We start from the raw sequence: 12,608 nt of genomic DNA on the forward strand, positions 1-12,608 counted from the left end.
ACATAAGGTTTTCCGGCTTGCTATAAAGCGGATGCAGGGCATTCCTGTGGCTGACTCTACGAGAAAGGGGACACACGTGAACAAATCCGAACTGATAGATGCTATCGCCGAATCTGCCGATATTTCCAAGGCAGCAGCGGGCCGTGCATTGGATGCTGCTGTTGACGCAGTGAAAGGCGCTCTCAAAAAAGGCGATATGGTGACGCTGGTTGGTTTTGGTTCTTTCTATGTTGGTAAACGCGCTGCTCGCACCGGTCGTAATCCGCGTACTGGCGCAGCCATCAAAATCAAGGCGGCTAAAGTTCCTAAATTCCGTGCTGGAAAAGCGCTGAAAGATGCAGTAAACTAGCGCCTTTCCGGGTGCTTAGCTCAGTTGGTAGAGCGTCGCCCTTACAAGGCGAATGTCGGGGGTTCGAACCCCTCAGCACCCACCAGTTATGACAATACCGGTATTTGGAGTGGTAGTTCAGTTGGTTAGAATACCGGCCTGTCACGCCGGGGGTCGCGGGTTCGAGTCCCGTCCACTCCGCCAATACAAAAGGCGAACGAAAGTTCGCCTTTTTTCGTTTGACTGAGATCAATACACAACCATTATGCTAGATGCAATCCGAGAACGTGCACAAGGCTGGCTCGCCAAGGTAATTTTGGCGCTGATTACTATTCCATTCATGTTGTGGGGAGTGGAATCTTATTTTAACAAGAGCGGCGATGGCGACGTTCTTGCCAGCGTGAACGGTTACAAGGTGACCCGGCAGGAATTCGATCGGGCTATCAAATCACAGCAGCAGGAAATGCGTGCATCCATGGGCGCCGCCTATGATCCCGCCATGTTTAATGATCCGAAAATCCGTAAATCGATTCTGGATGGTGTGGTAAACCAGCACCTGATTATCGATGCTGCGACCAAGGCAGGCATGGTGGTCAGTGACGCAGAAATGGCCAAGATCATTGCCGGTCTGCCCGCATTTCAGGAAAACGGTCAGTTCTCGCAAACTCGTTATGAGCAGGCTCTGCGACAACAAGGCATGAGTATCACCGAGTTTGAAAATCAGCTACGCCAGGAATTGCTGATTAACGATGTGCGTTCAGTTTTCCAGGCCTCAACGATTATTCCATCCAATGTTACCGCACGATTCTTGCAGGCATTCGAGCAAAAACGCGAGATCAGCACGGTTAAACTTACACCCGAACAATTCCTGAATCAGGTTAGCGTCAATGCAGCGGATATACAGAACTGGTACGACGCTCACAAAGCCGCTTACACATTGCCGGAACAGGCGCGCTTCCAATATGTAGTGTTATCGCAGGACGCTTTGGCCAGTCAGATCCATATCAGCGACGCGGATGTCAAGCAGTACTACGATCAGAATCTTGCAAAATATAGCGAGCCCGAGCAGCGCCGTGCCAGTCATATTCTAATTGCGGTAAAACCTGGCGATGATGCACAAAAACGCGCAGCTGCCAAAGCTCGTGCCGAAGCTATTTACCAGCAAGTCAAAGCGAATCCTGGCAGTTTTGCTACAGTAGCCAAACGCGAATCGAGCGATACGGGTTCTGCCCTGCAAGGTGGTGATTTGGGCTGGTTCCCCCGTAATGCAATGGTTAAACCTTTTGCAGATGCCGTGTTCGCAATGCGGAATGGTGCCATCAGCCAGCCCGTACTGAGTGAATTTGGTTATCACATCATCGAATTGACGGGTATCAAGCCTGCCCGTACACGTAGCCTGGATGAGGTGAAAGCGGATATTGTGCGCGACTTGCAAACGCAAAAAGCCAGCAAACGCTTTGCCGATGCAGCGGAAACATTCAGTAATCAGGTTTACGAACAATCCGATAGTCTCAAGCCTGTGGCTGACGCGCTTCAGTTGCAGATTACCGACTCCGGCTGGATAAACCGTAAGGGTGGTGACAGCAGCCTGCTGGCAAATCCGAAAATGCTGAAAGCGCTGTTTTCTGATGATGTGCTGAAAAACAAGCGCAACACCGAAGCCATCGAAGTTGCTCCCAATACACTGGCATCAGCTCGTCTACTCGAATACAAACCGGCTGCGCTGCAACCACTGAATACGGTACGAGCGGCTATTGAACAACAACTCAAGCGCACTCAGGCTATAGCGCTGGCCGAAAAACAGGGCAAGCAGGATTTGGTGCAATTGCGTGCAGGCAAGGAACCCGCCGTAAAATGGAGTGCGTTTCAGCTCATCTCTCGGCAACAGGTAACTGGATTGCCCGCGGCATTGGTTGAGCCGGTATTCAGTGCAGCCGAACAGCATTTTCCGGCATATGTCGGCGCAGAAGGCACCGATGGTAGCTATACACTGGCGCGTGTGACGCGAGTGATTCCCCCACCGCCAGCGGATGCCGCCCAGATCAAGGCTCTGCAAGGCCAACTGGCACAACTGGCGGCGCAAGCAGATTTTTCCGCCTATCTTGCCAGTTTGGAAGCAAAGGCCAAGATCAAGATCCTTTCCGCAAGCCTGGACAAAACTGCACAATAATCCATTGCATAAAGACGGTTAGCGGCCGTCTCGCAATCGGGCACAATTTACATCGCAACTTCAATCCGGGAATAAGATGCCGATACAAGAATGGGCGCGAGTATGGAATACTCGCGCCCATTGTTTGGTAAGCTTTCTGCCCGGTCCCGGATTGCTCCTGGATTACCCCATGTCGGCCCCGGCCGTGGTATTGAAGCCCGCGTCGACGTAGGTAATCTCGCCGGTAATGCCGCTTGCCAGATCGGACAGCAGAAAGGCAGCAGCATTACCCACCTCTTCAATGGTTACATTACGCCGTAGTGGAGAGTTGCGTTCCACGTAATTCAGTATCTTGCCAAAATCCGATATCCCGCTGGCAGCCAGCGTTTTGATCGGCCCAGCCGATACGGCATTGACGCGTATACCTTGCGGCCCCAGGCTTTGTGCCATGTAATAGACGTTGGATTCGAGGCTGGCCTTGGCCAGCCCCATGACATTGTAGTGAGGCAGGGTGCGGGTGGCACCGAGATAACTCAAGGTAAGCAGTGCCGCGCGCCGCCCCTGCATCATGGGGAGGCCTGCCTTGGCCAACGCGGCAAAACTGTATGAACTGATGTCGTGGGCGATGCGGAAATTCTCGCGTGTTACCGACTCCAGATAGTCGCCTGCCAATGCTGCCTTGGGAACGAAAGCAATCGAGTGAACAATGCCATCCAGTCCGTCCCATTGATCTCCGAGATCGGCAAATAGCTGTGTGATTTCCTCGTCACTGGAGACGTCACAAGACAGAACTAAATCACTCCCGAATTCTTTGGCAAACTCGGTTACCCGATCCTTGATCTTGTCGCCCTGATAAGTAAAGGCCAGTTCAGCGCCTTCGCGTTTGCAGGCCTGGGCAATGCCATAGGCAATGGAGCGGTTACTGATCAAGCCCGTGATGAGGATGCGCTTGCCGACGAGAAATCCCATGTTTTTTCCTTTAGTGAAAATGCCTGAACATTATACCCGCTGTGCCGTGACGCTAGACACGCGCTGGGTTAAACTCATCCGATATGAATTTTTTACGGCTATTTGGTCTGTTGATATTGCCTGTGCTATTGAGCGCGTGTGGTAGTGGCCCCTTGAACGACCCTTATCCGGCAGCCGATCGTGACAGCAATATTCTCTATTCTTCATTCGAAGAGCGGCCCAAACATCTCGATCCGGCACGCTCCTATGCCAGCAATGAAGCAGAATTTACTGCGCAGATTTATGAACCACCGTTGCAATACCACTATCTGAAACGGCCTTATACGCTCATCCCGCTGACTGCAGCGCAAATGCCCACGGTAACCTATTACGATGCCTCGGGCCGGCCACTGCCTGCTACTGCCCCCGTCTCCGCCATTGCCGAGAGCGTATACGAAATCCATATCCGGCCAGGTATTTACTATCAGCCGCATCCGGCTTTTGCACGCGATGCCCAAGGCAGGCTGCGCTATCAGGACATGAAACCGGGCGACTGGCATGGCATCCAGACACTCGGCGATTTCCGCCACAGCGGCACGCGCGAGTTGGTGGCTGCAGATTATGTTTACGAGATCAAACGGCTCGCCGCGCCGCAACTCAATTCACCCATTCTGGGAGTGATGGCCGAATACATCATCGGTCTGAAAGATTATGCAGCGCGACTGGAGAAGGCGGCGCGCAGCCTTCCGCGCGGGACATATCCTGATCTGCAGCGCTATCCACTGGCCGGGGCGGAGGTGGTGGATCGCTACACCTACCGCATCAAACTGCGCGGCAAATACCCGCAGTTTCTGTATTGGCTGGCGATGCCGTTTTTCGCGCCGGTGCCGCCAGAAGCGGATCGCTTCTATGCGCAGCCCGGCATGGCCGAGCGCAACCTGAGCCTGGACTGGTACCCGCTGGGCACAGGCGCCTACATGCTGACCCGGAACAACCCCAATCGCCAGATGGTGCTGGAGAGAAATCCCGATTTCCACGGCGAGACCTACCCGCGCACCGGCGAGCCGGGCGACGCAGCCGCCGGTTTGTTGAAGGATGCCGGCAAGCCGTTGCCGTTTATCGACAAGGTGGTTTTCAGCCTGGAAAAGGAAACTATCCCCTACTGGAACAAGTTTTTGCAGGGCTACTACGACGCCTCCGGCATCAGTTCGGACAGCTTTGACCAGGCTGTGCAGATCAACGCAAATGGGGTGGCGCAGCCATCCGAAGCGATGCGCGCCAAGGGTATCCGGCTGACCACGGCGGTGCGGCCAACGAGCAGTTATATGGGTTTCAACATGCTCGATTCGACGGTAGGCGGTTCGAGCGAACGCGCGCGCAAATTACGCCAGGCGATTGCCATCGCGGTGGACTACGAGGAATACATTTCCATTTTTGCCAATGGGCGCGGCATCCCGGCGCAAGGACCGATCCCGCCGGGCATATTCGGCTATGTGGGCGGCACGGCCGGGGTGAACCCGGTGGTGTACCGGCTGGTCAATGGCCAGCCGGTGCGGCGCCCGATAGCAGAAGCGCGGCGCCTGCTGGCCGAGGCCGGCTATCCGGACGGGCGCGATGCCCAAACCGGCGCTCCGCTGGTGTTGTATTTCGATACGAATGCCAGCGGCCCGGATGCTGCCTCGCGCCTGAGCTGGATGACCAAGCAATTTGCCAAACTGAATATCCAGCTGGTGGTGCGCAGCACCGACTTCAATCGCTTTCAGGACAAGATGCGGCGCGGCACCGAGCAGATATTCGAATGGGGATGGAATGCGGATTACCCCGATCCGGAAAACTTCCTGTTTCTGCTGTACGGGCCCAACATGAAAGTGGGAAAAAATGGCGAAAACGCAGCGAATTACAGCAACCCGGAATATGACCGACTGTTCGACCAGATGAAATATCTGGATAACGGCCCTGAGCGCCAGGCCATCATCGACCGCATGGTGAACATCGTGCGCGTGGACTCGCCCTGGCTGTTCGGATATTTTCCCAAGGCGTTCAGCCTGAGCCATGCCTGGGTCGCACCCAGCAAGCCCAATGTGATGGCCAACAACACGCTTAAATACCGCCGCATCGACCCGAAATTGCGCGAGAAATTGCGTAACCAGTGGAATCAGCCGGTGCTGTGGCCATTGCTGCTGTTATTGCTGGCGCTGATCGCGGCATTGGCACCTGCGCTGTGGGCGTGGCGGCAGCGTGAACGGAGTGTGGCGCGATGATTGCCTATCTGCTGCGCCGAATTTTATACGCCATCCCGATACTGATCGGGGTGAATCTGCTGACCTTCGCGCTGTTTTTCGTGGTCAATACGCCGGACGATATGGCGCGCATGCATCTGGGCATGAAGCGCGTCACGCCGCAGGCAATCAGCAACTGGAAGGCTGAACATGGCTACGATGCGCCGTTGTTCTATGACGCCAGTGCGCCGGGCATCAATAAAATCACCCATACCATTTTTTTCGAGAAATCCGCGCGCATGTTCGTACTTGATTTCGGTACCTCCGATGACGGGCGCGATATCTGGCATGAGATCAAAACCCGCGCCGGCCCCAGCCTGGCGATTGCGGTGCCGGTATTTATTATTGGGCTGCTGGTGAACATCACCTTTGCCCTGCTCATGGTGTTTTTCCGTGCCACTTATCTGGATTTCTGGGGGGTGGTGCTGTGCGTGGTGCTGATGTCGATTTCCGGCTTGTTCTACATCATCGCCGGGCAATATCTCATCGCCAAGCTGTGGCATCTGGTGCCGATTTCAGGCTTCAACGGCGGAATCGACGGGCTGCGCTTCATCCTTCTGCCGGTGGTGGTTTCCATCGTTGCGGGAATCGGCGGCGGTGCGCGCTGGTACCGTACTATTTTCCTCGAAGAGATCGGCAAGGACTACGTGCGTACGGCGCGTGCCAAAGGCCTGTCCGAGTGGCGCGTGCTGTTCCGTCACGTGCTGCAGAACGGCATGATCCCCATTCTCACCGGTGCGGTGGTGGTGTTGCCGCTGCTATTCATGGGCAGCCTGATCACCGAATCGTTTTTCGGCATTCCGGGTCTGGGCAGCTACACCATTGACGCCATCCAGTCGCAGGATTTTGCCATCGTGCGCGCCATGGTGTTCATCGGCTCCGCGCTTTACATTATCGGCCTGCTGCTGACCGACATTTCCTACACCCTGGCTGATCCAAGGGTGCGCCTGCAATGATGTTCAAGCTGGTCATGCTGAAGACGGATGCGTTGATATTCCTGCTGCTGGCCGCAGTAGGCATATTTACCTGGTATGTGCGCCGCCACGACTATCTGCGTGCGCCATGGCGGCGTGTGCTGACCAACCCCACCGGCATGGCAGCGGCAGTGGTGCTGGCGGTGTTTGTGGTGATCGGGCTGCTGGATTCGCTGCATTACCGCCCCGCATTGGCGATGAAAGCCGGGCAGCCGGTGCAATACGGGGTCGAGGTGCTCAGTGCGCTCGATGCCATGCTTCCCAAGCTGCGCACGCACAAGGAAAAAACCTACTCGGCGCCACTGGCTACGCATCTTTATGCCAAGGAAACCATCGTGCTGGCCAATGGCAGCACCGTGCGTGATTATCCGCGCCTGAAATATGGCGGCGCGCAGCTGGCTGATCCGCACACGCAGTGGATGCGCGACATTGTGCAGCGGATCGCATGGGGCGTGATCGAGGGACTGACATTGACGGCGCTTCTGGTTTTGCTGCTGGCCGCTTTGCTGGCACGCCGCCAGCCTGGCGGCCTGGTTGCGGCACTGGTGCGCCTGCTGCGTGGCGGCAATGCGATTCCTTGGCGCACTCTGTTGATTACCTGCGCCATCCTGCTGATGCTGGGTCTGGTCATTGTCCAACTGGCGGCTGCTTATCACGTATTTGGCACCGACAAAGTGGGGCAGGACGTGCTCTACATCTCGCTGAAAAGCATACGTACCGGACTGGTCATCGGTACGCTGACGACATTGGTGATGCTGCCATTCGCATTGTTGCTGGGGATAGTGGCGGGTTATTTTCGCGGCTGGGTGGATGATCTGATCCAGTATCTCTACACCACACTCAACTCCATTCCGGGCGTGCTGCTGATCGCAGCTTCGGTGCTCATCATGCAGGTGTATATCGAAGCCCACCCGGACGTGTTCGACACCTCGGCTGCGCGTAGCGATATTCGGCTGCTGTTTCTGTGTCTGATCCTCGGCGTGACCAGTTGGACCGGGCTGTGCCGTTTGTTGCGCGGCGAGACGCTGAAACTGCGCGAGCAGGAATATATCCAGGCCGCCACCGCGTTTGGAGTGTCGCACTGGCGCATTATCACGCGTCACATTTTGCCCAATCTGCAACACCTGGTGCTGATTACCGTGGTCATGGATTTTTCCGGTCTGGTGCTGGCCGAGGCGGTGTTGACTTATGTCGGTGTGGGTGTGGATCCGGCCATGTACAGCTGGGGCAACATGATCAACTCGGCGCGCCTGGAAATGGCACGCGAGCCGGTGGTGTGGTGGCAGCTCAGCGCGGCGTTTGTGTTCATGTTCGCGCTGGTGCTGGCCGCCAACCTGTTCGCCGACAGCGTGCGCGATGCGTTCGATCCGCGCGGGAGGGTGCAATGAAGCCCACCCCGTTGTTGCAGATAAGCGATCTGCGCACCCGCATCGGTGCCGTGCGTGCCGTGGATGATGTGAGTTTCAGTGTGTCCGCCAATGAAACCTTCGCGCTGCTGGGTGAATCCGGGTGCGGTAAATCGATGACGGCATTATCCATCATGCGCCTGTTGCCGGAGCATGGCACCATTGATGCCGGGGCGGTTTTGCTGGAAGGGCGCGACTTGCTGGCATTACCCGAGGCTTCCATGCGTGCCGTGCGCGGTGGTGCGATCGGCATGATCTTCCAGGAGCCGATGACCAGTCTCAACCCGGTGCTCAGCATTGGCGAGCAGGTCGGCGAATCGCTGCGTCGCCATCGCAATCTTGGCGGAGCAGCCTTGCGAGCCGAGTCCATCCACTTGCTCAATGCCGTAGGTCTGCCGGATGCGGCGCGGCGTATCAGCGAATATCCATTCCAGTTATCCGGAGGGATGAAACAGCGCGTTATGATCGCGATGGCATTGGCAGGCAATCCGCGCCTGCTCATCGCCGACGAACCCACCACCGCGCTGGATGTAACGATACAGGCGCAGGTATTGCAATTGCTGCGCAGCATACAGCGTGAGCGCGGCATGGGCATGTTACTGATCACCCACGATCTGGGTGTGGTGGCCGAAATGGCGGATCGCGTAGGCGTGATGTATGCCGGCGAGCTGGTGGAAATCGCACCGCGCGATGCATTTTTTGACGCGCCGTTTCACCCCTATAGCCGCAAACTGTTTGCCGCGTTGCCCGGCAGAGGGCAGCGTGGCGGCGCGCTGGAAGTCATACCGGGCATGGTGCCTGCCTTGGACAGCGCGTTCGTCGGCTGCCGTTTTGCCCAGCGCTGTGATGCTGCTTTCGATCTTTGCCGGAGCGAGACGCCGGCGTGGACGCAGCTGGCACAGGGGCATACAGTGCGCTGTCATCTGGCGCCCACCGGCAGCCGCACCGCCATGCCGGTACCCACGACTTCTGTGACGCAAGCTGTCATGGGCAAAGCGACAGCGCTTTTGACGGTCCGTAATTTGCAAGTGCATTTTCCGATTCGAAGCGGCCTGTTGCAACGTCAGGTCGGCGCAGTCAAGGCCGTGGATGGGGTGTCGCTGGATATTGGGGTTGGGGAGACGCTGGCGCTGGTGGGCGAATCCGGCTGCGGTAAAACCACCGTGGGCAAGGCCATTATTCAATTGGTCAAACCGACTGCAGGCAGCGTGCTGTTCAATGGCAGCGAACTCACCCGGCTCGGTGCAGCCGGGTTGCGCGCTCAGCGCAGCGGATTCCAGATGATTTTTCAGGATCCGTACAGCTCGCTCAACCCGCGTATGCGCGTGGTGGAGATACTGGAAGAAGGCATGATGGCGCTGGGCGTCGAGCCTGCCGCCGGGGCGCGCAGAAAAGCGATGACGCGATTGCTTGATCAGGTTGGCTTGGCGCAGACAGCGCTGCATCGCTATCCGCACGAATTTTCGGGTGGCCAGCGCCAGCGCATCGCCATCGCCCGTGCGCTGGCGGTGCGGCCCAGACTGATTGTGTGCGACGAACCCACCAGCGCGCTGGATGTGTCCGTGCAGGCGCAAATCCTTAACCTGCTGAAAGATTTGCAGAACGAACTGGGGTTGAGTTACTTGTTCATCACCCACAATCTGCCGGTGGTGGATTATCTGGCGCAGCGCGTCGCAGTGATGTATCTGGGACGTATAGTGGAAACGGGTGATACGCGAACTGTGCTGGAACATCCACGCCACCCTTATACCCAGGCTTTACTTTCTGCTGCGCCGGTAATCAGCGGGCCGCGGCCACCGAAGATTCAGTTGCATGGGGATTTGCCGTCGCTGGCACGGCCGCCGGCAGGCTGCCATTTTCACCCGCGTTGTGCGCAGGCCATGGAGGTGTGCCGCAGGCAATATCCCGGACAGACTGAAATCAATTCCCATCAAATGGTGTGGTGCCATCTGGCAAATCAGATTGCGTGAATGGATATTGCTGCTGAAAAAATCTAATTAAGCACCAGCCTGGTACCGGGTTTGATTGCTGCGTGATGCTTGATGCGATTCCAGTACTGAATTTCAGCCACCGAGACATCGAACTTTTCCGCAATACCAGACAATGAGTCACCGCGTTTCACCGTGTAGCGCCTGGCTCTGGCGTGGTGTGCAGGCCGTTTGTGTGAAGCTGCCTTAGGGCCGACCTCGCCATTTGCTTCAGCAACGATAAGGCGGCTACCGGTGCGCAAATGCTCACCATGCAAGTGATTCCAGCGTTTGATTTCGGCAATGCTGACGCCATGATGTCTGGCCAGCATGGCGAGTGTATCGCCACGTCTTACCTTGACGGTGCTTGCATGGCGCGAGTTTGCAACGGATTTCGAGCTTGCTTCAGTTACTGGGGAGTCTGCCTTGTTGGCAAGCGGCAGCATAAGGGAATAATTGGCCGTCAATCGGCCTTTGCGGGTGAGATTAAATTCATTGTGTTGCTTGAGCCATGCCACGGTCACGCCGAATTTTTTCGCAATGCTAACTACACGTTCACCTTTTTTGGCTGAATATTGCTGCCAGCTTACCAGCGGGCGATCGTAATTTTTCAGGTTGTCGGAGAAAGCTTCAGCCCGGTCTACAGGCAGCAGGATAGGTTGGCCTGAATCCGAGCGAACAACCGGTCTGGTGAATGCCGGGTTGAGCGATTCGAAATCCTTGACCGGCATGTTTGCCAGCTTGGCAGCCAGCTTCACGTCGATGGGCTTATGCAGACTGACTGAAACGAAGTAGGCCTGATTGGGAATGCTGTCCAGGCTGAGTCCGGCCATGCCGGGATCGGAGATGATTTCTTTTACCGCCATTAACTTGGGGACATAGTGCCGGGTTTCGGCAGGCAGGTTCAGGCTTAGGTAATTGGTGGGTAAGCCCTGCGCCTCATTTTTGGCGATGGCGCGGGAAACGCAACCCTCGCCGCAATTATAAGCAGCGAGCGCCAGGTTCCAGGTGCCAAACATGGTATGCAGTTTTTCCAGATAATCGAGCGCGGCATCTGTTGCTGCGACGATATCGCGTCGACCGTCATACCAGTTGTTTTGCTTGAGACCGAAATCCTTGCCAGTGGAGGGAATGAATTGCCAGATACCCGACGCATGACTACGCGAATAGGCCATCGGATTGAATGCGCTTTCCACAATCGGCAACAATGCGATTTCGGCCGGCATGCCGCGCTTCTGAACCTCCTCCATAATATGAAACAGATACATCTTGCTGCGCGCTATCGTGCGGCGCAGATAATCCGGACGCTGGGCATACCAGTCAACGTGGGTGGCGACAAGTGGACTATCAAGCGGCTTAAGCGCAAAGCCGTTGCGTATGCGCTGCCACAAATCGCCTGAATCCGGGGCAGGGGTGTCAGTTGTATTTTCCGTTTCCTGCGCAGCATAGCCCGAGTGAGCCGTATCGATGACAGGTGTGGCATTCGGATCGTTGGGAAGAGAGCCGACTGTTGTTGCATGAGTGGGGACGGCAGCGGATAAGACCTGGGTCTCTGACAAGACAGTAATCGTTACACCATTCTGCGACGTGACTGAAGGAATGCGACCATCGGCTTCAGCAAATGCTGAAGGGGCCAGGCTCAAAGCCAGTAAACAAAAGCATAGGGGCTGGCGAAAGATATTCAGAGCTGAGGACTTATACATAAGTCGGGCTATGGTACTGGAGCGACCAATGGGGGTCAAGGCGCCCACATTTGGTGCATATTTAAGCCCGAAATACGTTTTTCATTTCACGCAAGGCCGCGAATACAGCGATGTCATCCGCTAATGATTGACCGGCCCAGGTTTCTGCAACTTTATGTAATGCGCTTAGATGACAGCGCAAAAAAGGATTGGTCGCTTTCTCAAGGCCGATACTGCTAGGCAAGGTCGGTAAATCAACAGCGCGTTTCTCCCGTTCGATGCGGGCGCGTTCGATCAAGGCCGGGTTGGCACCATCCACGCTGAGTGCAAAATCGATATTGGCAAGCGTATATTCATGTGCGCAATAAACAGCCGTGTCATCAGGCAATTGTGCCAGTCTGGCAAGCGAGGTAGCCATCTGCGCGGGGGTGCCTTCAAACAACCTGCCGCAACCCGCAGCAAACAGTGTATCGCCACACAGCAGGCTACCTGTACCATAATAGGCAATGTGTCCTGCGGTGTGCCCCGGCACATTGAGTACATGCAAATCCAGCATCAATTCAGGCAGGGAAACAATATCTCCATCATGTAACGGCTGGGTGATGCCGGGTATAGTTTCGCTGGCGGGGCCGTATACAGGCACTGGATAGTGTTCTAATAGGGCCAGATTGCCACCGGTGTGGTCGGCATGGTGGTGTGTGGTTAAAATAGCCACAAGTTGTAAGTGTTTGTCGCGTAAAAACCGGATGACTGGTTGTGCGTCACCGGGGTCAACCACGACAGCAAAATTACCGCGATGGATGACCCAGATATAGTTGTCGGTAAAGGCGCGTACCGGTGTCAGAAAAATATCAGAATGCATGGGAGCAGGATAG

At 56.0% G+C, this 12,608-nt stretch carries 9 protein-coding genes and 2 tRNA genes; 8 read left to right on the top strand and 3 right to left on the bottom strand.

Features of this window, described 5'->3' with window-relative positions; all coding sequences use genetic code 11:
* Nucleotides 1–76: 76 nt before the first annotated feature.
* The 4 genes from EI185_RS04105 (at nucleotide 77) to EI185_RS04120 (ending at nucleotide 2,498) form a co-directional block, all read left to right on the top strand.
* Nucleotides 77–349, top strand: coding sequence for an HU family DNA-binding protein (locus EI185_RS04105; protein ID WP_124703861.1), 273 nt, complete (start codon nucleotides 77–79; stop codon nucleotides 347–349).
* Between the two features lie 9 nt (nucleotides 350–358).
* Nucleotides 359–434, top strand: a tRNA-Val gene (locus EI185_RS04110).
* Nucleotides 435–455: 21 nt separating this feature from the next.
* Nucleotides 456–532: transfer RNA gene (locus EI185_RS04115), tRNA-Asp, on the top strand.
* A 61-nt stretch (nucleotides 533–593) separates the two neighbouring features.
* Nucleotides 594–2,498: a SurA N-terminal domain-containing protein gene (locus EI185_RS04120; RefSeq protein WP_124703862.1), complete on the top strand. Its 1,905-nt coding sequence runs from the start codon at nucleotides 594–596 to the stop codon at nucleotides 2,496–2,498.
* Nucleotides 2,499–2,660: 162 nt separating this feature from the next.
* Here EI185_RS04120 and fabI read toward each other — a convergent pair whose 3' ends face one another.
* A complete protein-coding gene (gene fabI / locus EI185_RS04125; protein ID WP_124703863.1) occupies nucleotides 2,661–3,446 on the bottom strand; it encodes an enoyl-ACP reductase FabI in 786 nt (261 codons plus the stop codon).
* Between the two features lie 83 nt (nucleotides 3,447–3,529).
* On the opposite strand from fabI, the gene EI185_RS04130 reads away from it, so the two are divergent.
* Genes EI185_RS04130 through EI185_RS04145 form a run of 4 tightly spaced genes read left to right on the top strand, consistent with a single transcriptional unit; the run spans nucleotide 3,530 to nucleotide 10,054 of the window.
* Nucleotides 3,530–5,686 carry an ABC transporter substrate-binding protein gene (locus tag EI185_RS04130; protein ID WP_124703864.1) on the top strand — a complete coding sequence of 719 codons (2,157 nt, stop codon included), beginning with the start codon at nucleotides 3,530–3,532 and terminating at the stop codon, nucleotides 5,684–5,686.
* On the top strand, nucleotides 5,683–6,660 hold the full coding sequence (locus tag EI185_RS04135) for an ABC transporter permease (RefSeq protein ID WP_124703865.1): 978 nt from the start codon (nucleotides 5,683–5,685) through the stop codon (nucleotides 6,658–6,660). Before EI185_RS04130 ends, EI185_RS04135 begins: the two co-directional genes overlap by 4 nt.
* A complete protein-coding gene (locus tag EI185_RS04140) occupies nucleotides 6,657–8,066 on the top strand; it encodes an ABC transporter permease (protein WP_124703866.1) in 1,410 nt (469 codons plus the stop codon). The genes EI185_RS04135 and EI185_RS04140 overlap by 4 nt, the downstream gene beginning before the upstream one ends.
* Nucleotides 8,063–10,054, top strand: a complete 1,992-nt coding sequence (locus EI185_RS04145; protein ID WP_124703867.1) for an ABC transporter ATP-binding protein — start codon at nucleotides 8,063–8,065, stop codon at nucleotides 10,052–10,054. Before EI185_RS04140 ends, EI185_RS04145 begins: the two co-directional genes overlap by 4 nt.
* A gap of 23 nt (nucleotides 10,055–10,077) precedes the next feature.
* Here the strand turns inward: EI185_RS04145 and EI185_RS04150 are convergent, their stop codons facing one another.
* Together EI185_RS04150 and gloB are read right to left on the bottom strand one after the other, a co-directional pair.
* Nucleotides 10,078–11,610, bottom strand: a complete 1,533-nt coding sequence (locus EI185_RS04150) for a LysM peptidoglycan-binding domain-containing protein (protein ID WP_189836271.1) — start codon at nucleotides 11,608–11,610, stop codon at nucleotides 10,078–10,080.
* 205 nt (nucleotides 11,611–11,815) lie between these two features.
* Nucleotides 11,816–12,595: a hydroxyacylglutathione hydrolase gene (gene gloB, locus EI185_RS04155; protein WP_124703869.1), complete on the bottom strand. Its 780-nt coding sequence runs from the start codon at nucleotides 12,593–12,595 to the stop codon at nucleotides 11,816–11,818.
* Nucleotides 12,596–12,608 lie beyond the last annotated feature (13 nt).

Origin of the sequence: Sulfuriferula multivorans, from assembly GCF_003851125.1 — a bacterium.
In the GTDB taxonomy this organism is placed as follows: domain Bacteria; phylum Pseudomonadota; class Gammaproteobacteria; order Burkholderiales; family Sulfuriferulaceae; genus Sulfuriferula; species Sulfuriferula multivorans.

Bases quoted from the DNA above. Each gene is read 5' to 3' on its own strand.
- EI185_RS04135 (WP_124703865.1), top strand. From the start codon at position 5,683: ATGATTGCCTATCTGCTGCGCCGAATTTTATACGCCATCCCGATACTG.
- fabI (WP_124703863.1), bottom strand. From the start codon at position 3,446: ATGGGATTTCTCGTCGGCAAGCGCATCCTCATCACGGGCTTGATCAGT.
- EI185_RS04130 (WP_124703864.1), top strand. From the start codon at position 3,530: ATGAATTTTTTACGGCTATTTGGTCTGTTGATATTGCCTGTGCTATTG.
- EI185_RS04145 (WP_124703867.1), top strand. From the start codon at position 8,063: ATGAAGCCCACCCCGTTGTTGCAGATAAGCGATCTGCGCACCCGCATC.
- gloB (WP_124703869.1), bottom strand. From the start codon at position 12,595: ATGCATTCTGATATTTTTCTGACACCGGTACGCGCCTTTACCGACAAC.
- EI185_RS04120 (WP_124703862.1), top strand. From the start codon at position 594: ATGCTAGATGCAATCCGAGAACGTGCACAAGGCTGGCTCGCCAAGGTA.
- EI185_RS04140 (WP_124703866.1), top strand. From the start codon at position 6,657: ATGATGTTCAAGCTGGTCATGCTGAAGACGGATGCGTTGATATTCCTG.